Here is a 21,213-nt window from a genome sequence, read left to right on the forward strand (position 1 = left end):
GTCTATCTTTTAGTAAAGTCTGCTAATTCAAATTTAAGCTAATGAGCTTTAAATTAAACACGACCCTGCAGTGGAATAATCGTGACTGTCTCACCAACTTTCACTGTATCAACCGCTGGCGAGATTTCGATTAAGCAGTTCGCTTCGCTCATAGAGCGCAGAATGCCTGAACCTTGTTTGCCAGTAGTTTTCACTTCAAGCACACCAAATTCACTCATCGAGAACACACCACGGCTGAACTCAGTACGACCTTGGCGTGAACGTAATTGCTCAGTCGCTACCGCGTTTGCTTTCACTGGTGTCCAGTTGGTTTGTCCTTGCAGTTTACGGATTGCAGGTTCAACGAAATTAATAAACGACACCATTACCGCGACAGGGTTGCCCGGTAAACCGAAGAATGGTTTGTTTTCAATCTTACCGTAAGCAAGAGGGCGACCTGGACGCATATTGATACGCCAGAAGTTAATTTCACCTAGTTTGTCTAGCGCGAGTTTAATGTAGTCGGCATCACCAACTGAAACACCCCCAGACGTTAGTACCATATCAGTTTCCAACGACGCAGCATGAAGCACATCCATCATCTTTTGTTCGTCATCTTCGATGATGCCGTAATCGACAATGTCACAGCCAAGCTTTTGAAGCATGCCGATAATAGTAAAACGGTTTGAATCGTAGATAGAGTTTGGTTTTTGCTCGCTACCGGGCGCTTGAACTTCATCACCCGTCGAGAACACGCCCACTTTTACTTTACGTAGAACAGGACATGTACCAAAACCTAACGACGCCATCATGCCCATTTCTGGTGCTTCGATGCGTGTGCCACGTGTAAAGACGGGTTGGCCGATTTCTAAATCTTCACCCGCCATACGGACATTTTGTCCAACCGAGATTTTAGCACCAGGGAAGCTAACTTTGTTGTCATCTTGAACGGCTTGCTCACGCATAACAACCACATCAACGCCTTCTGGCATTGGTGCGCCCGTCATGATCTTAACAGCTTCACCCTGTTTAACGGTTTTGTCGTAGCTATGGCCAGCCATAACTTCAGCAACCAGTTGGTAGCTATCCAATTCTAAGTCTTCACTGCGAATCGCGTAGCCGTCCATTGCAGAGTTGATGTTTTGAGGCACATTGATTGGTGAAATAACATCTTCAGCCAATACGCGACCGTAGCCTTGTAGTAATTCAACACTCTCTGTGAGTTCGAGCGCGTCAATACTATCGACGATCTTTTGTTGGCCTTGCGTAACGCTTAGGCCAGCAGGAGAGAATGAGTCACAGCACACAACAGGTGTATCGTCTTTTGAAGATGAACACGACGCTGTTTTGCTTGTTGTCGATGAAGAATCAAATGACTGAGCATATTCGATGATGAAATCACGAATCGCGTCTAAGTCGCTGATCGCCATTTGTGGCAGTTCGGATTCCACTTGTCTGTCTGCAGCAATGGCAATAATGTTGTCATCATTCGGATATAACCATGGTTTACCTACTTCATCTCGGTGCAATTCAATTTTAGGAAAAGCGATGTTCTTACAGCCTTCAACCAAAATCAGATCAAGTGTGTTGGTATCAAAGCGAGTCAGCAGGTAATCAAAGTCAGCTTCGGCTTCTGGCGTTTCTGTCATCATCACGTGACGGTTACGCGAAGCGATCAGCATTTGATTGGCTCCAGCCTTACGTAAGCGGTAACTGTCTTTACCCGGCTTATCGACATCAAAATCGTGGTGAGCATGTTTTAACACACCAACTTTTAAACCCGATTCAGTCAATAACGGAAGCAGAGCTTCAAGTACCGTTGTTTTTCCTGTACCGCTATAAGCAGCAAAGCCCAATAAAGGAAGGTTAGGGCGTTGTGTTGAATCTTTCATTATTGAAGCGTTCCGAATTGGGTGAGTTCTTCTGGCGTGTTCAGATTAACAAAGCAGTTAGGTGAATCGCTAAAATCGACATATTCCGTGACACACTCTTTGTATAGCAAGATGATCTTACGATCACCACGTTCCAAAAACGCTTCTAGCTTTGGCAGAACACGTTTGTGGAATAGAGTGAATACAGGTTGTTTAAATTCGCCATCATGCGCGACAAGAATGTCACTGTCTTCTTTAACTGCAGAACAAAAACGCTCAACAAGGTCGTCACTGATTTGTGGGCTGTCACAAGGGACAAAGCCGACCCAATCTGTGGTCGCGTTTTGAAGGCCAGCATGAATGCCACCTAAAGGTCCTGGATAGTCAGGAAATGAATCGGAAACAACCGGAGCAAATGCCTGGTAACTGTCTAGGTTGCGATTGGCATTGATAGTAATGCTGACATCTTGCTGTGACAGTTTATTAATTACGTATTGAATAAGCGGAGACCCGTTGAGCTCAACGAGTCCTTTATCTTTCCCGCCCATACGACTGGCCTGTCCGCCAGCCAAAATAACCCAACTAGTTTGCGTGGGAAGCAGCATAAATATTCTCTTGTGCTCTGTTTTTTTGAATAATTTGCAGAAGCGGTGATTCAGTCAAAGTGTTGTCTTTAATCCACCATTGCTTCTTACATAAATCGGTTAACGCGTTGGTTTGATGGCTAGTAATGACCAAACTTGCGCCTCTCTGAAGAAGATCTTCAGCCATAATCACCAATCTTTCAATAGATTCTTTATCTAAAGAGGCACTTGGTTCATCCATAAGCAAGATTGAGGGCTTTAGAATCCAAGCGCGCGCCATGGCAACGCGTTGACGTTCACCACCAGACAGCACAGAGATGTGCTCGTCTGCTAAGGTTTCCAAACCTACCATTCTCAGCGCGTTAATTATTTGAGCTCGCTTATCTTTTTGGCTCTCTTTATTAAAGCGAATACCATAAGCGACATTTTGGTACACCGAACCATCAAAAAGATAAGGGGTTTGGTGTAAATAGATGATGTCCTTGAACTTCAGTCTCGGGAATAAAATCTGCTGCCAACTTTGGGTAGGAGATTGAATGCGTCCAGAGCTAGGTTGGATAAGTCCTGACAAGATTTTAAGTAGGGTCGTTTTACCAACGCCATTATCACCTTTAAGATAAATGGCATCATTAGGGCCAATCGACAATTCGGGAATATGGAACAAAACACGCTCTTTGTAGCGCATTGAGATTTGCTGCGTTGTTATTTTTATACTCATGACAGCGTTCCTAAGTTCTTAAATAGCCTTTTCCTCTCACACTAGAGAGAAAAAAGTTAAGGGCTAATGCCAGTGCAAGTAAAACCATACCCAGCGCGACACCTTGTGCGAAAGCGCCTTTATGACTCTCCATGGCAATAGCCGTTGGGATATTTCTTGTCATCCCCATAATGTTGCCACCAACCATCATCGAACAGCCCACTTCAGTGACGATGCGAGAAAATGCAGCGATGGTGGCAGCCATTAAAGGAAAGCGAGTTTCCCAAATTAAAGTACATGCCACTCGAGTGGTTGATACTCCCAGGGTACGTGCAGTTTCAACCGCGCGACGGTCACTGGCTTGCAGCGCACCATGCATCATTGCGACAAGGATCGGGAAACAGATCAGCATCTGACCTAAGATCATCGCCTGTTGCGTGAATAGCAGTTGCCAATCGCCCAAAGGGCCAGAGCGCGATAGCATCATGTACATCAGCAAGCCGATTACGACAGTCGGAATAGCTTGTAAGGTGTTAATCACGGAAAGCAGCGCCCACTTCCCGGGAAACTCTGTGTACGCTAATAAAAAAGCCATGATGATTGCAGGTACGATCACCAGTGAAATGGCGGACAAAGACACGCTGAAAGATACCGCGACGATTTTCCACAATTCGTAGTCAAAGCTCACTAGTAAATTTAATGCATCAAGCGTTGTTTGCCATAAGGTCATGATGTATCTCGTTTCGATCGACAATAAGTCTTAGTAGGTATGACTGATTTAATCATAGCTGACTGAATTTGCTTGAGGCTTAATTGGTCAGCTATCGTATCTTAAAGTGGTCTTTTGCAAGAGTCGTTGTTAACAAAAGCTAACAGCTTTTACCAAGTAACTTTCATGAACATTATTTCTTCATTAATGTCACTTGGTAAAGGATAGTGCTTTGTTGACTACTCTGCGCTAGCAACAAACAACTGCTTACCGTGAAGCTTAAAGTCGTTGATTAGCTTTTGACCTTTCGGGTTCACCAACCAATCACTGAATACTTTCGCTGCTTGGTAGTTGATGCTTGGGTAACGTTCTGGGTTCACCAAAATAACTTGGTAAGGGTTGAAAAGGTTTTTGTCGCCTTGGAACAACACTTTAAGATCAAGTTTGTTTTGGTAAGCCAACCAAGTTCCGCGGTCTGTCATGGTATAACCTTGCATCTCTGATGCCATGTTTAGGGTAGGCCCCATACCTTGACCAACGCTGCGATAACCACCGAAGTTGGGTTCCATTTTAGTTTGAGCCCAAATACCCATCTCTTTTTTGTGAGTACCTGAATCGTCGCCACGAGAAACAAAAGTAACGTTGTTTTCTGAAATGGCTTTGAATACTTCAGCGACGTTTTCTTGAGACGCAACCTTAGCAGGATCCGTTTGAGGGCCAACGATAACAAAATCGTTGTACATCAGCTTGCGAGGTAGAACACCGTAGCCTTTTTCAACGAAGTTCGCTTCGGCCTTAGGAGCGTGCGTCATCACAAGATCAACATCACCATTTTCGCCCATGCGAAGTGATTTGCCTGTACCTGCAGCGATTACGTCGACTTTGATACCAGAATCCTTTTCAAATTCAGGTAATAAGTAATCGAGCAAACCAGAATGATAAGTACTTGTCGTGGTTGCAAGTTTGATATGAGTGGTGTCTTCTGCGCTGCTAGCCGTGTAACTGACGATAGATAGAGCTGCAAGGGTTAAGGGAATTGCTTTCATTATTATTATGTCCATTCTGTTATAAATGAATGACATGCCTTCAGTATAAAGGGCTCAAAGAAGGTCATGTACATAAGATGCTAATTGTTGTGATTAGAAATCATCACCTTACAAGCAAGCTTGATGCCAATAAATCATGCATCAGATCTCATTAAATTACTGTTATTTCGGACTAAGTTGCGCCATTTGACGCGAAAAATTGAACCAAAACATGAGCTAGGACAAAATGTCGCATATTGCCCCTGTAGCACAAAAGGTTAATTGGTACACTCTGTCCCAACTTTCACTGTGGGCTTATCAATATGTCTTTACCTAGTTCAACTGCATCTAATCTCAACCCAAACACATTGACTCAATATCAAGCATTTTCTGTCTTGGTGGTCGACGATGAAATTGGCATGCAGGCCATTTTGAAAAAAGCACTAGGTAAGTTCTTTGGTAAGGTCTCAAGTGCGGGTTCTGTAGAAGAGGCTGAGGTCCTCCGTTGCAATGAGCATTTTGATCTGATCGTTCTCGATATTAATCTTCCAGGTCGTTCTGGTATTGAGTGGGAAGAAGCCTTTAATGATGCAGATAAGCGTGCAGATGTCATTTTCATGACTGGTTACGCCGATCTAGAGATGACCATATCAGCGCTTAAGCTTGGCGCTTCTGATTTCATTCTAAAGCCGTTCAATTTGGAGCAGATGATACAAGCCGTACTTCGCTGCATGGATAAGCGCTTAGACCAACGAATGCAATATGCGCTAAAGCGAGATGTTAGCCGTCATATTAAAACCGAATTGATCGGTAATTCAGACAAAACCAAACAGCTTAAACAACTTATTAGTCAGTTTGCGCCATCAAGAGCCTCAGTGCTTATCGAAGGTGAATCCGGAACAGGTAAGGAACTGGTCGCGCGTGGTGTACATGAAGCCAGCAAACGTACGGGGCCATTTGTACCGATTAACTGCGGCGCGATTGCACCAGAGCTTTTAGAAAGTGAGTTGTTTGGTCATACATCAGGTGCATTTACTGGCGCGAAAAAAAATAGAGAGGGTCTCTTTAGAGTCGCAAGTGGTGGCACACTGTTCCTTGACGAAATAGGCGAGATGCCATTACCAATGCAAGCAGCTTTATTACGAGTTTTAGAGCAACGTACGATTCGTCCTGTCGGCAGCGAGAAAGAGATCGCCGTCGACGTTCGAGTTGTCGCTGCGACCAACCGAAACTTACAGGATGAGGTCGACAAAGGACATTTTCGCCGTGATCTCTTCTATCGACTCAATGTACTTAAGATAGATGTTGTTCCTCTTAGAGAACGTCCATCTGATTTGATTGAGCTTGTTCCGTACTTTACACGTTTATTATCAAGTGAACTTGGTATGCCTGTCCCTAATTGGGCGCATGAAGATATCTTGGCAATGAACGAGTACGAATGGCCGGGGAATATCCGTGAGCTTAAAAACTTAGTCGAACGATGCATTCTATTAGACAAGCCACCAGCTCACTATTGGCGTGAGATTAACGGTGATCCAGCACCAACGAGTATATCAGTGACGGTGTCACATGGGTCTGAAGTGCCTAACTTGGAAAACTATGACGCGGCAGAAGGGTATCCAAACAGTTGGACACTCAAAGAAGTGGAAAAAGCACATATTGAGCAACTAGTGAGTTTTCACGATGGCAACAAATCTGCTGCAGCGAGAGATCTCGGTGTTGCACGAAAAACGTTAGAACGTAAGTACAAAGATTGGAACACAGAAGGTTCTGAATATGCCGATTAGACGTCTTTGGTGGTCTAAGTGGACGTTCCGTTTCAAAACAATGGTACGTTATCGCTTATTGTTCCTGACATCCGCTCCGATTATCTTAACGCTCTGCGCATTGGTTGCCATTACCTTGTATTGGTCGGTTCATTATACGTGGCAGGGTGCGTTAATTGATGTCGATGAGCGTTTGGATGTCGCAGACAACAGTATTCATTTGATTCAAAGCCAACAAGCTTATAATGTTCAAGCGTTTGCTGAATCTTACAATTTCCGAGTAAAGCTCACCAGTAATGGTTCGAAAGAAGACTTCACTCGCTGGGTGTCAGAGAACAAGAAACGCTATAAGCTCGATTTTCTACGCTGGCGCAGTGTTGAGCAAATGGACAAAAAGCTTGAATACCTTGATCTTACGCACAAAGAGTCCTTTTTTAATGTGCTTACTCAAGATGAACTGAATGAACTCGATCGCAATCTAGCGAAACAAGCCGAAGTACCAATGCTCAACGGGCACGATGTCGAAACTCGAGGTTTGGTCAGTCGCACTGTTGTGTCAATTAGAGACAAACATGACCATGTAATTGGTTTTCTTGATGGCGGTATTTTACTCAATAATAGTACCCAATTAGTTGATCAGATCAGCAATCTGATATACCCACAACGCGATGGTTTTAATCGACGTATTGGTACCGTTACTGTATTTCTAGATGATCTTCGCGTTAGCACGAACGTTCCGCTAAGTAGCGAGGACAGTGCAGGACGCGCTATTGGTACTCGCGTCTCCAACGAAGTTCACACAAAAGTGCTCAATGAAGGCAAAGAGTGGCTTGACCGTGCATATGTTTACGATGCGTGGTACATCACCGCTTACCAGCCGATCCATGACCAATTCGACAACGTCATTGGCATGCTTTACACCGGTTATCTAATTTGGCCTCTCATACAAACTTATTTAACTAACCTTGGTGAAATAAGCATTACCATTGTATTGCTATTGCTAGCTTCGGGTTTGATCGTACACCGTGGCGCGCGTGATCTTTTCAACCCAATTGAACGCATTCATAAAGTCGTCAAGCTTGTCCAAATGGGGCAAGACAAGCGAATTGGTACGCTAGGATTGGATGACCAACACGAACTGACACTGCTCGCTAAACAGTTTGACAAGATGTTGGATCTTCTACACGAGCGTAATCAAGAGATTCAACAAGCGGCGTCAGAATTGGAATGCAAAGTTCATTCTCGTACCGCGAGTTTGAAAGAGAAAACTGAAGAGCTTGAGCTTCACATTCAACTACTCAACCAAGCGAGAGATAAGCTGGTGGTCAATGAAAAGTTGGCAGCACTAGGCGAGTTAACCGCAGGAATTGCGCACGAGATTAATAACCCAACAGCCGTGATTTTAGGCAACGTAGAGTTGATGAAGTTTGAACTAGGAGATGACATTGGTCGAGTCAACGAAGAAGTCCAAGCTATCATGGAACAAATCGATCGAATTCGAAACATCACACGAAGCCTGCTTCAATATAGCCGACATGGCGGTGTTCAAGACGAAGTCACATGGCAACATATCAACCCGATAGTAGATGAGAGCATCACATTAGTGAAAACGGGCGCTAAGAAGAAAGGTATTGTTTATGTCTCTAACCTTAGTGCAAAAACATCTGTTGAAGTTAATCGAAATCAACTGCTACAGATCCTCGTGAACTTACAAATGAACGCGATTCATGCCATGGATGGGCAAGGTACATTGACGATTTCAAGTGAAGATTGGGTTGAAAATGGTGTGTCTCATGGCGCTATCGTTCATGTTAAAGATGAAGGCTGTGGTATTAAAGAAGAACAACTAAAACGTATTTTCTCGCCTTTTTATACCACCAAACGCGACGGTACAGGCTTAGGCTTATCTGTCTCTCAAAGTATCTTGAGTCAGACTGGTGGTGAAATCCGAGTTGAATCTGAGGTAGGCAAGGGAAGTTGCTTTAGTATCTACCTTCAACAAAAAGCAAAACCGCAATTGCTGGTGTCCAACCTCTAAACTAAATACCTGATCGAACCGTTACTTACGCTTAGATTCGATCCTCCGTTAGAGGTTACCTAATTAGACCTCTAACGTTCCTGGGCTTCTCTCTTTTTTCTGCCCAGGCACGAAAATCACGTCCTACTAATCTATCACAAGCCAAATCTCAACCTCTGCCTGTTTGACGAGTGCCTCTTTTTGATTATGTAACACAGTGTATATTCTTCAGTCTTGATGCATATCATCTGAACTGTATGAAATTTTGATACCTTGGTCGAAAATTCATAATCAAAACAAATAATAAAGTCAGTCAGCTATGAAATTAAGTAACCTTTCTATCAAATCAAAACTCGTATCCATTGTCATCTTATCGGTTGTTCTCTTGGTAATGACGTCTACTTTTAATCTAATACAGCAGCGCGCGAGCTCCATGGAGGAACGGCAAGATAAGCTAAGTGCTCAAGTTGAAACTGCAGTCAGTTTGGCGAGCTACTATTACAGCCAACGTAACGTGCTTGGCGAAGCAGTCGCAAAAGAACAGGCTCTACGCGCAATCGAGACACTTCGCTATGACAGCACCAACTATTTCTGGATCTTAAATCAGCAGCTCAACATTATTAGCCACCCATTAAAGCCCGAACTGAACGATACGAATGCGGGCAACTTAAAAGATGGTGCGGGTAAACATCACTGGCGCGAAATGGTCACCATTTCTCGTTCTCCTGCGGAAAAAGGCTTTCTCGATTATCAATGGATGAGCCCTCAAGGTGAACTCAAAGACAAGATTTCATATGTACAATTATTTCCTGAATGGAACTGGGTGGTTGGCTCTGGAATATTAGTCGCAGACATACAAGAGGCATTTTACGCATTAGCAATCAAAGAAGGGCTGGTTGCCGTGGTGTTCTCAGTCCTTTTGTTTGCGATGGGTTATGCGATTTCCAATAATATTCTTGTACCACTCGACAAGCTTATCGGTAACACTCATAAAATTGCCGATGGCGATCTTCGTGTCCGCATGAACATGATGCGAAAAGATGAACTCGGCGATATGAGCCATCAGATCGATACCATGTTAGATAAACTTCAAAGTACATTGCGAACCGCGAATGAGTCTGCCGACTTATCCAGCAATATGGCGAGCCACATAGCTCAAGCGAGTGAAGAAGCCGCAACCAGTGTTAACTCTCAACATGCACAACTTGAGTTATTGTCTACCGCGATGACAGAAATGAGTGCGACCATTTCTGATGTTGCCGTAAATGCCGAAAACACAGCAGAGAGCACCAATAAAGTGGTGGTTCATGCGAATCAAAACGACCAAAACATGCAGGTGACCTCCAAAACGATATCTCAAGTTTCAGAAAACATTTCGACAGCGAATGACCTTGTGAGAGACCTACAATCCGGTGTGACTGAGATAAGCCAAGTGGTGAGTGTGATACGTGATGTATCCGAACAAACCAACTTATTGGCGCTAAATGCTGCGATTGAAGCGGCACGTGCTGGTGAGCAAGGAAGAGGGTTTGCAGTGGTTGCAGATGAAGTTCGTAACCTTGCGAGTCGTACTCAAAATTCAACCAACGAAGTCCAACACACAATAGAGAAACTCACTCAGCAAGCAGAACGAACCTACAAAGCGATGCAAAGCAGTAATGAGAAGGTCGATCATAGTGTCGTCGCTTCCAATGACACGCGCCAACAACTCGATGTGATTGTTACTGAATTACATAACGCGAACGACATGGTGGCACAGATTGCTGCAGCCTCGGAGCAGCAGAGTGCGGTAGCAACAGAAATGAGTGAAAGTGTCACTGGCATTCATTTAGCCGCGAATGAAGTTCTACAAGCATCACAATCACTGGCAGAAGACAGTCAGAAAATGGCTAACACCACAGAGTACCTAACAGAACAGTTGAAGTACTTTAAGGTATAAACCCAACAACTCTTACTCTTAGTCTTTCCGCACATAGAAACCTCATAAAAAAACACCTCCGCACTAGAGATAAGTTAGGAGGTGTTTTTGTTTATCGATAACGAGAAGGTTAATTCACTCTCCAAGCGTTAAACCGACTTCGATTAATGCGCAGTCACTGAAATTTTCGGAGGGTTGATATTGTGCTTTCTGAACTCCTTCATTACACGCAAAGTAATGTCGGTTTCAAACAACTTCTCATATGCGGTGTCCACTACGTAAGCTTTACAAGTTAGTTGTATCGCTAAGTAGTTATCCGTAATCGTCTGTTTTACTAAAACCGTGACCGGCTTGGGTAAATGAATATAGCGACTTGAAGAAGCCGCTTCTTGGATTAAGTCACGGGCTAGAGTGATGTCTTCATTCATTCCGACGTAAAACGGAATCACCACCTGCATATCCAACGCACCATAGTTACCACTGGTAGTGACTTCATTTAAGAACTTGTTGTTTGGAATTGTGATGATGTCATCATTCAAAGTTCTCATGCGCACAGAACGCAAACCAATCGTAATTATGTCGCCGTAATTACCTTCAAACGTGACGCGATCACCAACTTGAAAGGGTCTATCGATCATCACCGTGATACCCGCGATAAATGATGCTGCCAAGTCTTTAAGCGCAAAGCCTACTGAAACAGCAAGAGTACCCCCAATCAAAGCCAGTATTTGGTCGTTAATTCTAAAACTCATCATGAACACGATAAGACCCGTGCTTACGTAGATAAAGAACTGAGTAAACGACTGCAGTTTTTGTAGCAACATTCTATATTGCACAAACTGGCTACCAAAGCTGGTCACCAACGAATTGATGAACTTAAGCAACAGCCACATTGCTGCAATAACGATCATGGAGAAGAACACACCGCTCCATCGTACCAAGCTTGCAATCTTAGAGATGTTCTCTACGTTGGCTAACTCTTCCGTTGCATAGGTCGGAAAACTCACGGTAGTCGCTAAGCCAACAAGTAATAGGACAAATAACTTCTTCATTTCACTTCACCAATAAATGTTGACGGTCGAGAACATTAGTAATGTGACGGAACCAGTGATCCGATATCTTAGCCTTGTCTTCATTCCAACCAATGTAACCGCGACTTTCGAAATAACGCAGAATCCCGGTAATCTCAGCAATACTCAACTGAGTACATTCAGACAGCACTTCTGGCGACGCGATTTCCAACTGCACGATAGAACGAAGCACAGCCAGCATAGGTTTAGGCATGTTTTCTAGCTCTTGAGCTTCTGGTACGTGGAACAAGCGTACCACGGCTTGATCTGTCTCTTTATTTCGATTCAGAGATAAACGGAAGAAGCGCAGGGCAACGGTAGGGTTACCATCGGAGTAATGCCATAGAATTCGATAAAACCCTTTACGAGCGCGTTCCTCTTCTGTCATGTCATCTTGATCCCACTGCTTAGGAACCACCAAGCCATCAAATGACAACGGCTTTTCTAACTCGTTGTTGATGCGACTCGTTAAAAGCTCACTCACTTGTTTTTCTGTCCAACGAGGAAGGAAGCAAACCAGGTCAAACAACAAGCGCTCACCACGAGCTCGATCAACAAAGCGCCAGCTTGATTTGGCAATCGACATGACTACACGGTGATTTTTTTTAGAACGACGAAGCAAGTTTGTTAGGCGGATAAGATCAGATAATCCGCCCACCATAGGCTTGACTAAGCGCTGTGCATTATCAATCGCAATAAGATAAGTGGTTTCGCTTTTACGTAGATGCGCCAAAATCTGAATCTCGGTGGCTTCCTCATCCAAACCAATACTCACTGCTAGATGGGCTAGGAACTCTTGGTACCCCGCATATGGGCAGCTTACGTAGACTGGCTCGGCATTTGACACCTTGTGCAGCAGGGTATAAAGCAGAGTCGTTGAGCCAACACCACGCTCGCCAGACACGATACAAATTGCAGGGCTATCTGACATGAGGTAGCGAGAAAGCTGTTTCACCTCGTCGCCGGCATAATCAATAAGCGTGCTGTCTATTGAACCCGGTAAAATGTATTCAAAGGTTTGGTCGCCTTTTATCCTCACTAAATTCTGTTGGTTCTTATCAAGGTCAGACTGTTTCGCCACTTCAATTCGAAACAAATAAGCTAAGGCTTGACTAAACAGAGTGTAGTTAGAAAGTAGAGCCATGATTCGATGCTGAAAGTTATAAACACTCAACCAAGCGATCCCCAGCGCTGTTGCAACAATATTAAGGAGAAAAGTGTCCTTACGGTTTACCGCCCAATTGACCCATACTGGTCGATCGGAGATGTGTTGTAATGTATCGAATACTTTTGCTCGCCATAATCGAAGAACTGAGATAGTAACCAACACAAACCAGAAAAACAGAACGCTGTATATCCAACTGTAGATCGTGCCTTTGCCCAGGGTTATGCTCGATATTTGCAGAATCACACCCGCAATAATGAAGCTCCACACATAACGGCGAATTGTTGATAGACGCAGAGCAATCACTTCTTGATTCGATGTGCGGCCTAAACGGTAAGCAAATTCGAGGATAAAGCTAATCGCAATCGAGCCACCAAGAATCCACCATGTGAAGATCTCAAGGAAAATCAGGTGTTGCAGGCTAGAGATGCTAGAAAGTACTCTCAATGAAAGTGTAATGGCAATTAGCCAAGCAATCGCTCGATCAGCGCGGCTGATATACCAAATCACGCGAACTAGGAAAGGAGGGTTCGTTTTCGCTTCAAGAAAGTTAATTCGAAACAACTCAATCAAGCGAGTGCTGTTGGCAAGCCACCACACTAAACCGAAGTAGATGAACAACACTTTTAACGACGCGCCAATCACAGGTACGGGCGAAATAAAGATATCGTTAACTAACGCCTTGAAGCTACGGATCTGAAAATAGACCAGATATTCAACGTTGAGCTTAGTCAGATCCCACTCTTGTTTAAACTGAGTTACCCCATAAGGGCCAAAACCTGTCAGGCGTTCTTTGTTTGCAGTGGTCGTCTGTTCAAGCAGGTGCTGCTTACTGACGTTCAAACTATTCAATGTCACGTAGCTTGACTCAACCGCAAACCACAGATCGACATTGTTGTTTTCTTTGTAGGCTAACAACTGCTGGTCAAATGTCGTGATTTGCTGATTTTGAACTCGAAGCACTTCAGCCAATAGAGTGTTGACTTTGCGTTTATCCAATTCATCCATAAACAAAGGATCGGGTAGGGCATTTATACGGTTGTCCAGAGCTTTGACTGCGTTCGATACCTGAGGTTGTGATTGTAAGTCATATTCCAAGTTGGCATGACTGGGCCAAGAGAGCATGGCTAATAAAAGCAATAAGAAGCGCGATAGTGAACGCATAAAAATCTCTTAGAATTATGAGGTTAGGATTACTATAGTTAGTTAATCTTGCTTTGTGAAATCTAACCACTTTTCGGGGGAGAGTACTTTATTCCTGTTTCTTTCATCATTGTCATGAAATTGTCAGGGGTTGGGCTAGTATTTGAGCAGTTAGCTATGTCGCTGGTTGCTAGTCTGAAAGCAGGTTCAACTGTAACAATGCGCCATGCGATATATTCAATTATCAGCATTACATCAGTCGTAATATAAAACCCAATAACGACTGGTGTTCGCTACTTTGTTTCTCTTGAAGAAAGACGTTTTTTCTCTGCAAAATAGAAAATCAAAAGTGTGAGTCAGCTCAAACTATGATTTGGCAAGGTTATCACTCACTTAATGGTCAGTAATTGCAATCAATACTTGCAGTTAAAGCCCTGAACAAGTAACGTTGCGGCGTTTTTCACATTAAAAAGGTAACGGCATTGATCTCCACAGCAAATATCACCCAACAATTCGGCGCTAAGCCACTTTTCGAAAATATTTCAGTTAAGTTCGGCGAAGGCAACCGCTACGGTCTAATCGGCGCGAATGGCTGTGGTAAATCGACATTCATGAAGATCCTATCAGGTGAACTTGAGCCGACTGCCGGTAACGTAAGCTACGATCCAAATGAGCGCGTTGCAAAGCTAAACCAAGACCAATTCGCTTACGAAGAATTCACGGTAATCGACACGGTTATCATGGGTCACAAAGAGCTTTGGGCTATTAAACAAGAGCGTGACCGCATTTACTCTTTGCCAGAAATGAGCGAAGAAGACGGCATGAAAGTGGCTGACCTTGAAGTTCAGTTCGCTGAAATGGACGGCTACATGGCAGAAGCGAAAGCGGGTGAGCTTCTTCTTGCGGTAGGTATTGAAGAATCAATGCACTTCGGCCTGATGAGCGAAGTAGCACCGGGTTGGAAACTTCGTGTTCTATTGTCTCAAGTACTGTTTGCAGACCCGCATATCATGCTTCTTGACGAACCAACGAACAACTTGGACATGGACACGATCAAGTGGTTGGAAGATACGCTAAACCAACGTAACTGCACAATGATCATCATTTCGCACGACCGTCACTTCCTAAACTCTGTTTGTACACACATGGCTGACCTTGATTACGGCGAACTTCGTCTATTCCCAGGTAACTACGATGAGTACATGACGGCTGCGACTCAAGCTCGTGAGCGTCTACTGTCTGACAATGCTAAGAAGAAAGCACAAATCGCTGAACTTCAAACGTTCGTTTCTCGTTTCTCTGCTAACGCATCTAAAGCGAAACAAGCGACGTCTCGTGCTAAACAAATCGATAAAATTCAACTAGACGAAGTTAAAGCGTCTAGCCGTCAAAACCCATTCATCCGTTTCGAACAGTCAAAAGAGCTATTCCGTAACGCGCTTGTGGTTGAAAACCTATCCCAAGGTTTTGAAGAAGACCTATACAGCAAGTTCGATGCAATCTTCGAAGTTGGTGAGCGTGTTGCTATCATCGGTGAAAACGGTGTAGGTAAAACAACACTACTTAACACACTAGCTGGCGCTCTTGAGCCTCGCACTGGTGAGTACAAGTGGTCTGAAAACTCAAACATCGGTTACTACGCTCAAGATCATGCTCATGATTTCGAAGAAGACATGAACCTGTTTGATTGGATGAGTCAATGGCGCCAAGAAGGTGAAGACGAGCAGGTTGTTCGTGGTTTCCTAGGTCGTATGTTGTTTGGTCAAGATGACATTAAGAAATCTGTAAAGGTTATTTCTGGTGGTGAGCAAGGTCGTATGCTTCTTGGTAAGATTATGATGCATAAGCCAAACATCCTACTAATGGATGAACCAACAAACCACATGGATATGGAGTCTATCGAAGCGCTTAACTTGGCTCTTGAGAACTACAAAGGCACATTGTTCTTCGTATCTCACGACCGTGTATTTGTAGACTCGCTAGCGACCCGTGTTCTTGAAATCAAGGATGGCAAGATCAACGACTTCCGCGGTACATACGCTGAATTCTTGAAAGCTCGTGGCTAAGCATTAAGCTGACCTTAGTTTCCTACTCAGCAGGTGGGAAACTTGAAGCTTTAACTAAGAAAACGCCGTCATACTGAAAAGCATGACGGCGTTTTTGTATCTATATATTGTGAGCCACTAACTCTTCACATCAGAATTTCACATTAAAAGCAGTTAGTGAATCACCAAGTCAAACTCACGCTTTTTGTCCGGGTGCTGATTGTTCACCTTTCACATCAAAATCGATCTTGTCTGCACCGGTGAACACTTGGAAACGTAAACCTTTAGCACGAGCAATCGTTGTGATACCGAACTTCTGAGCCAAGTCTAAGCCCATTTGCGTTACGCCAGAGCGTGAGAGCAGAACAGGGATACCCATCTGCGCAACCTTAATCACCATCTCAGACGTTAAACGCCCTGTGGTATAGAAGATCTTATCTTCACCTGACTCTTTGTTAAGCCACATCTCACCAGCCAATGTATCAACGGCATTGTGTCGGCCAACATCTTCAACAAACGATAGAACCTTGTCGTCTTTGCAAACCGCACAACCGTGCACCGCGCCGGCTTTCTTGTAGGTATCATTATAATGAGTCAATGCTTCAAGCGCTGTGTAGATTTCAGATTGCTTGATCTTGTTTTGAGGCACTTGGTAATCTTCCAACTGCTTCATCACGTTGCCATACATGGTGCCCTGACCGCAGCCAGAGGTCACTGTTTTCTTCTTAAGCGCTTGCTCAAGTTGGCTCGTATCTTCTTTGGTAATAACTGCAGCAGAGCTGGTTTCCCAATCGATGATGATAGATTCAACCGCTTCGGGATCGGAAAGGAAGCTCTGGTTTTTCAAATAACCTAATACTAATGACTCAGGACGAGAGCCGAGTGTCATCAGGGTTACGATCTCTTTCCAGTTCAACATCACGGTAAGAGGGCGTTCGCAAGCGATCTGTTTAGTTAGTTTCTCACCATATTCGTCGAACACTTCAACTTCGATTGTCTGAAGTGGGTTTTCGCTGGTTTTTATTATGTTTGGTTTTACCACAATCACTTCCTACTTAATGAGATAGGTTTGTAACAAGGAGGTCTAGCACCGCTCTGTTAATTGATTCTTTAGTTCATACTTAAAGCAAATCTCATTCCAAAATAACGGGGATTGATGGAAACATGAAGCATTAGATGAAAATAGCGCAAAATATGAGAGTTCATCGTGTGGAGTTGTATGAAACAACCGCTATCAACTAACGTTATAGTGACAACTTGATGGCGGACGCTATAGATACGCTCTCGCAATTAATCCATATTGGCGTGTTTATTGCTTTATGGGGTGTATATGATTGCGCACAGTACAAAATGTCCAAAGTGCATTCAGACCAAAGAAAATCAATTGGGTGAAGTATGTCTGAGACAAAAGAATTCAAAGAACAATATGAAAAAACTGAAGCAGCTTGGCCAATCGGTGTCCAAAGAATAGAGAAAGAGATCAAAACAGGTATCTGGGTAACCACGCAATGGGAATTGACGGGATTTGAACTGTCACCAGAATACGATACCCAAGACGTTTGTTTGCTTCAATTACATAAAGACGAGCGTACAGACTACCGTTTCAACCTAAGTTCTCAGCAACCTAAGCTATTCTTAGTGATGGATAACGTCGATTCTGGTGTTAAGCCTGTGATTCAGTTACTTACGGCATCACAAACCGTTGCAGGGCAATACATGGACGGTGACAACCAAGTACTTTCATACGACATTCCGTTGCCTGTACAAGCTTGGATGGAAGCGTTCATCGGTCGTCATGGCGAGTTATTAGAAGCAAGACGTAAAAAACGCAAAGGCGCGGGTCGATCAAATGGCAACTAACTTTTTTAGTCGTTGGTCTCAACGAAAGCTTGATGAATCTACTGACGAGTCTCAGGAAACAGAACAAACGCTTGAGATAACTGAATCTTCTTCTGAGATTTCGTCAGGTCAGTCAAATGCATCCTCTGAGATCGAACAAGTCGATACTGAAGCTTCTACTGAAACGACGTTGTCATCAGCAGGCGCTGAAGAGGCGACTGATGTTCAAGGTTTAGCGCCAGAAGAAGACGTTTCTGTTGCTCAATTATTGGTTTCAGAAGCATCAGAAAGCGTAAAAAAAGCGGCGTTGCGTAAATTATTCCTCTCAGAAGAGTTCAACGTTCGTGATGGTTTAGATGATTACGACGATGATTACAGTAATTTGAAGTCTCTTTCTGAAGGGGTTGCGGAAACCTTGCGTGATTGGGTTAAAGATAAAACAGAAGAAGAAACTACGCTAGAAGAAGAGCAAGTCATTGATAATAAAGATGAGGGTGACGTTTTAGAAGGTACTGAAAGCGATCTTGAGGTCTCTGACAATGAACTTGAAACGTCAGAAAGTGCCGAAATAGCCGAAGAAGAAAAAGAACTGTATAAAAACACAGTTCCCGATATTGGCGCTGCAATATCAGACGAAGCTGACCTGAAAAAAATGGGACAAAATATACCACACAAAGAATAGGTACATTTTGACTAAACACTCAATGAACCGCTTGCGACAAAATGTCCCAAGCGGTTTTTTTATTCTTAATTCAAATGATAATTACGCAAGAATGCACTCTAACCTATTGAAATAAAATGGATATTAAATTGGCATGGCATTTGCTAAATAACGTTTATTATCAACTTTTTTGTAGATAGCCTGAGTAAGATTGACTTGTTGAGCAATCTCAAACGGTTAAGCGATTACTCAGCAAGTTCTCGAACGCTAACTACAATGAAGGTTGAACAGATTATCCATGTCCAAAGATGGAACTGAGCAATGCTTAAACAACTATTAGAACAAGCAACTTCAAATAACGCTAAAGCAAGACTGTATGCCTTTGAAAATACAGTTGAGTTAACAAATCTGATTCCACCAACTGTTAGCTACGAAAGCGGCGGTAACACTCTTATTATTGGTCCAACTGCGATCATTGAAAGTGCTGCAGCTCAATTACCTCAATTGACGAGCCTAACCTTATTGTCAACAGACGGCGAGAAGGGCACAAACCCGGAACTGTACTTCGCGAATTCGGTTCAAGTATCCGGTTTCCTTGGTACGTTTGAAATCGTGATCGAAAGTAAAGGCACATCAAGCAATCTGGCGAAAGTCGCAATTAATCACGATTGTTTCGATGTTGTTCTGGACTTATGTCTGAATAGCTGCATGACAGAAGAAGTCCCTGTACCGGGTTATTACCCAGTAGGCCGCGGCTATCCAAAGCTGGCTGAAGCGTTAGAAGAGATTCCAACGTTAATGGGCACGTTTGATAAGCCTAAATTCTTCCGTTTAGACACAGATCTTTGCGCACACAGTTCACGTGGCGTTAAAGGCTGTGAGCGTTGTGTTGACGCTTGTCCTGCTGGCGCACTGTCGAGTGAAGGTTCAGATAAAACAGGTCACAAGATCGAGATTAACCCCTATCTATGTCAAGGCGTTGGGACTTGTGCAACAAGCTGTCCTACAGAAGCGATTACCTATGCGCTTCCAAATCCTGACGATACTCAAAAGTTCATTGAACGTACGCTAGCTAACTATGAGCAAGCGGGCGGTCTGGATCCTATCGTGCTTATCTGTAGCTCACGTCATGAAACCTACAATGTAATGGCGCTTAAAGCTCTGCCGGATAACGTGATTCCGATTGTCGTCGAAGAACTGCCTTCTATTGGTATCGATACGTGGTTTGCAGCTTTGGTTAATGGCGCGACTCAGGTTCTGTTTGCGGCTTCTCGCTTTATGCCAGAAACCATCATTCGTGTTCTGAATAACGAAGTCGGGATCGCTCAAGAGCTTCTTGACCAAATCGGTATTCCAAAAGAAACCATTGATATCCTTTATCTAGAATCGCTTCGCGAAGGTCCTCCGACATTGTGTGTGGATTCGTTTGACCTTGCACTTGGCGATCTTCAAGGCAATAAGCGTCAACGTTTGTTCACAGCACTTGATGCGATGTCTTCATCTCGTATTCCAGTTGAGAACATTGTTGAGCTTCCTTCGAATGCACCATACGGCACGGTTTCATGTGAAAGCAAAGATTGTACTTTGTGTATGAGTTGTGTGGCGGTGTGTCCAACACGTGCTCTGCATACCGACGGTGCGTCTCCATCGCTTAAGTTTGTAGAACAAGACTGTATTCAATGTGGTCTGTGTGAAAAGGCATGTCCTGAGAACGTACTTACTCTGACTCCTCGTATGAATTGGGTGAAAGAAGAACGTCAGAAGGCGGTTGTAATTCATGAAGAGAAAGCAGCGGAATGTTTACGTTGTCATAAGCCATTCGCACCACAGTCTATGATTGACATGCTACAGAATAAGTTACGCGGTCACTCTCATTTCTCGGATGAGACAGCAATTAATCGTATTGCGATGTGTGAAGACTGCCGTGTGGTAGACATGTTCGATTCAATGGCTCAAGACCCATTGAAACAATTGAAATACTAGGAGTTCGCCTTGGATACTCATTTAGATCAAGAACAGACACTAAGAACTGAAATCTATCTGGTTCTTTCTGCATTGTTTCGTAGCGCACCTTCTGAAGAGGTGATCGACTTTCTCAAGACGCTAGACATTGAAGCATCAGAAAGCGCGATGCAGAAGGCTTGGATTGCGATTCAACAAGCAGCAACCGAATCAAACCGCGAAGCATTAGAAGACGAATATCAAGACTTGTTCATTGGCATTGGTCGTGGGGAGATTGTTCCATTTGGGTCTTGGCATAGAACAGGATCGATGATGGAGAAACCATTAGCTGAGATCCGTCACGATCTTGAATTGCTTGGCATTGAGCGTGATGAGCAGGTTAAAGAGCCTGAAGATCATATCGCGGCTCTTTGTGAAGTAATGGCGATGCTAACCGATGAAGAAGACGCGTTACAACAAGCCGTTTTCAATAAACATATCGGTCCTTGGTTTAACTCATTTACACGTCAGCTTGAAGCAGCAGAGAGTGCCAACTTCTACAAATCTGCAGCTCAGCTATGTGAAGCATTCTTAACGTTGGAGCAGGTTCGTTTCAGCGTGAATACAAAAAGCAGTAAACACAAATTAAAGATTGATGTGAAAAACGTCACTGATTACGAGTAATCGAGCAGTACGCGATTATATCGATAGAGGGGCATGAAGCCTCCAAAAAGATCTACCGCAAGGTAAGGAAGCAATGATGAAAGATAATAAAGAAATAGA

At 43.7% G+C, this 21,213-nt stretch carries 16 protein-coding genes; 8 read left to right on the forward strand and 8 right to left on the reverse strand.

Annotated features, from left to right (window positions below):
* Positions 1-53 precede the first annotated feature (53 nt).
* From IQO02_RS01325 to IQO02_RS01345, 5 genes are all read right to left on the reverse strand, one after another.
* A complete protein-coding gene (locus IQO02_RS01325; protein WP_010440900.1) occupies positions 54-1,871 on the reverse strand; it encodes a bifunctional molybdopterin-guanine dinucleotide biosynthesis adaptor protein MobB/molybdopterin molybdotransferase MoeA in 1,818 nt (605 codons plus the stop codon).
* Complete coding sequence (mobA, locus tag IQO02_RS01330; RefSeq protein WP_010440899.1) at positions 1,871-2,455, reverse strand: molybdenum cofactor guanylyltransferase MobA; 585 nt, start codon at positions 2,453-2,455, stop codon at positions 1,871-1,873. The genes IQO02_RS01325 and mobA overlap by 1 nt, the downstream gene beginning before the upstream one ends.
* Positions 2,433-3,152, reverse strand: a complete 720-nt coding sequence (locus tag IQO02_RS01335) for an energy-coupling factor ABC transporter ATP-binding protein (RefSeq protein WP_010440897.1) — start codon at positions 3,150-3,152, stop codon at positions 2,433-2,435. The genes mobA and IQO02_RS01335 overlap by 23 nt, the downstream gene beginning before the upstream one ends.
* 10 nt (positions 3,153-3,162) lie before the next feature.
* On the reverse strand, positions 3,163-3,861 hold the full coding sequence (locus IQO02_RS01340; RefSeq protein WP_016784878.1) for an ABC transporter permease: 699 nt from the start codon (positions 3,859-3,861) through the stop codon (positions 3,163-3,165).
* A gap of 218 nt (positions 3,862-4,079) precedes the next feature.
* A complete protein-coding gene (locus IQO02_RS01345) occupies positions 4,080-4,886 on the reverse strand; it encodes a substrate-binding domain-containing protein (protein ID WP_102282683.1) in 807 nt (268 codons plus the stop codon).
* A gap of 302 nt (positions 4,887-5,188) precedes the next feature.
* On the opposite strand from IQO02_RS01345, the gene IQO02_RS01350 reads away from it, so the two are divergent.
* From IQO02_RS01350 to IQO02_RS01360, 3 genes are all read left to right on the forward strand, one after another.
* Positions 5,189-6,652, forward strand: a complete 1,464-nt coding sequence (locus IQO02_RS01350) for a sigma-54-dependent transcriptional regulator (protein ID WP_016768074.1) — start codon at positions 5,189-5,191, stop codon at positions 6,650-6,652.
* Positions 6,642-8,669, forward strand: coding sequence for a cache domain-containing protein (locus IQO02_RS01355; RefSeq protein WP_016784880.1), 2,028 nt, complete (start codon positions 6,642-6,644; stop codon positions 8,667-8,669). The genes IQO02_RS01350 and IQO02_RS01355 overlap by 11 nt, the downstream gene beginning before the upstream one ends.
* Positions 8,670-8,967: 298 nt before the next feature.
* Entirely contained in the window at positions 8,968-10,587 is a 1,620-nt protein-coding gene (locus tag IQO02_RS01360) for a methyl-accepting chemotaxis protein (RefSeq protein WP_102282682.1), read from the forward strand.
* 143 nt (positions 10,588-10,730) lie between these two features.
* Here the strand turns inward: IQO02_RS01360 and IQO02_RS01365 are convergent, their stop codons facing one another.
* Both IQO02_RS01365 and IQO02_RS01370 read right to left on the reverse strand, forming a co-directional pair.
* Positions 10,731-11,618, reverse strand: coding sequence for a mechanosensitive ion channel family protein (locus IQO02_RS01365; protein ID WP_102282681.1), 888 nt, complete (start codon positions 11,616-11,618; stop codon positions 10,731-10,733).
* 1 nt (position 11,619) lies between these two features.
* Positions 11,620-13,965, reverse strand: coding sequence for an ATP-binding protein (locus IQO02_RS01370; RefSeq protein WP_102282680.1), 2,346 nt, complete (start codon positions 13,963-13,965; stop codon positions 11,620-11,622).
* A gap of 461 nt (positions 13,966-14,426) precedes the next feature.
* Between IQO02_RS01370 and IQO02_RS01375 the strand changes: the two genes are divergently transcribed.
* On the forward strand, positions 14,427-16,010 hold the full coding sequence (locus tag IQO02_RS01375; protein WP_010440871.1) for an ABC-F family ATPase: 1,584 nt from the start codon (positions 14,427-14,429) through the stop codon (positions 16,008-16,010).
* A gap of 175 nt (positions 16,011-16,185) precedes the next feature.
* Here IQO02_RS01375 and fdhD read toward each other — a convergent pair whose 3' ends face one another.
* On the reverse strand, positions 16,186-17,031 hold the full coding sequence (gene fdhD, locus IQO02_RS01380; protein ID WP_010440869.1) for a formate dehydrogenase accessory sulfurtransferase FdhD: 846 nt from the start codon (positions 17,029-17,031) through the stop codon (positions 16,186-16,188).
* Positions 17,032-17,384: 353 nt separating this feature from the next.
* Between fdhD and IQO02_RS01385 the strand changes: the two genes are divergently transcribed.
* The 4 genes from IQO02_RS01385 (at position 17,385) to IQO02_RS01400 (ending at position 21,114) form a co-directional block, all read left to right on the forward strand.
* Positions 17,385-17,849, forward strand: a complete 465-nt coding sequence (locus IQO02_RS01385; protein ID WP_010440867.1) for a DUF3305 domain-containing protein — start codon at positions 17,385-17,387, stop codon at positions 17,847-17,849.
* The gene (locus tag IQO02_RS01390) at positions 17,839-18,510 is read left to right on the forward strand and encodes a DUF3306 domain-containing protein (RefSeq protein ID WP_010440866.1); all 672 of its coding nucleotides are present in this window, start codon (positions 17,839-17,841) and stop codon (positions 18,508-18,510) included. The genes IQO02_RS01385 and IQO02_RS01390 overlap by 11 nt, the downstream gene beginning before the upstream one ends.
* Positions 18,511-18,810: 300 nt before the next feature.
* On the forward strand, positions 18,811-20,472 hold the full coding sequence (locus tag IQO02_RS01395) for a 4Fe-4S dicluster domain-containing protein (protein ID WP_046209398.1): 1,662 nt from the start codon (positions 18,811-18,813) through the stop codon (positions 20,470-20,472).
* Positions 20,473-20,481: 9 nt separating this feature from the next.
* On the forward strand, positions 20,482-21,114 hold the full coding sequence (locus tag IQO02_RS01400) for a TorD/DmsD family molecular chaperone (RefSeq protein WP_010440860.1): 633 nt from the start codon (positions 20,482-20,484) through the stop codon (positions 21,112-21,114).
* Positions 21,115-21,213 lie beyond the last annotated feature (99 nt).

This window comes from Vibrio sp. OPT24, from assembly GCF_015163545.1.
Taxonomy (GTDB): domain Bacteria; phylum Pseudomonadota; class Gammaproteobacteria; order Enterobacterales; family Vibrionaceae; genus Vibrio; species Vibrio cyclitrophicus.

Excerpts from the sequence above, each read along its gene's own strand:
- IQO02_RS01340 (WP_016784878.1), bottom strand. The coding sequence starts at position 3,861 with ATGACCTTATGGCAAACAACGCTTGATGCATTAAATTTACTAGTGAGC.
- IQO02_RS01350 (WP_016768074.1), top strand. The coding sequence starts at position 5,189 with ATGTCTTTACCTAGTTCAACTGCATCTAATCTCAACCCAAACACATTG.
- IQO02_RS01385 (WP_010440867.1), top strand. The coding sequence starts at position 17,385 with ATGTCTGAGACAAAAGAATTCAAAGAACAATATGAAAAAACTGAAGCA.
- IQO02_RS01370 (WP_102282680.1), bottom strand. The coding sequence starts at position 13,965 with ATGCGTTCACTATCGCGCTTCTTATTGCTTTTATTAGCCATGCTCTCT.
- IQO02_RS01395 (WP_046209398.1), top strand. The coding sequence starts at position 18,811 with ATGCTTAAACAACTATTAGAACAAGCAACTTCAAATAACGCTAAAGCA.
- IQO02_RS01365 (WP_102282681.1), bottom strand. The coding sequence starts at position 11,618 with ATGAAGAAGTTATTTGTCCTATTACTTGTTGGCTTAGCGACTACCGTG.
- IQO02_RS01360 (WP_102282682.1), top strand. The coding sequence starts at position 8,968 with ATGAAATTAAGTAACCTTTCTATCAAATCAAAACTCGTATCCATTGTC.
- IQO02_RS01355 (WP_016784880.1), top strand. The coding sequence starts at position 6,642 with ATGCCGATTAGACGTCTTTGGTGGTCTAAGTGGACGTTCCGTTTCAAA.
- IQO02_RS01335 (WP_010440897.1), bottom strand. The coding sequence starts at position 3,152 with ATGAGTATAAAAATAACAACGCAGCAAATCTCAATGCGCTACAAAGAG.
- IQO02_RS01390 (WP_010440866.1), top strand. The coding sequence starts at position 17,839 with ATGGCAACTAACTTTTTTAGTCGTTGGTCTCAACGAAAGCTTGATGAA.
- IQO02_RS01325 (WP_010440900.1), bottom strand. The coding sequence starts at position 1,871 with ATGAAAGATTCAACACAACGCCCTAACCTTCCTTTATTGGGCTTTGCT.
- mobA (WP_010440899.1), bottom strand. The coding sequence starts at position 2,455 with ATGCTGCTTCCCACGCAAACTAGTTGGGTTATTTTGGCTGGCGGACAG.
- IQO02_RS01345 (WP_102282683.1), bottom strand. The coding sequence starts at position 4,886 with ATGAAAGCAATTCCCTTAACCCTTGCAGCTCTATCTATCGTCAGTTAC.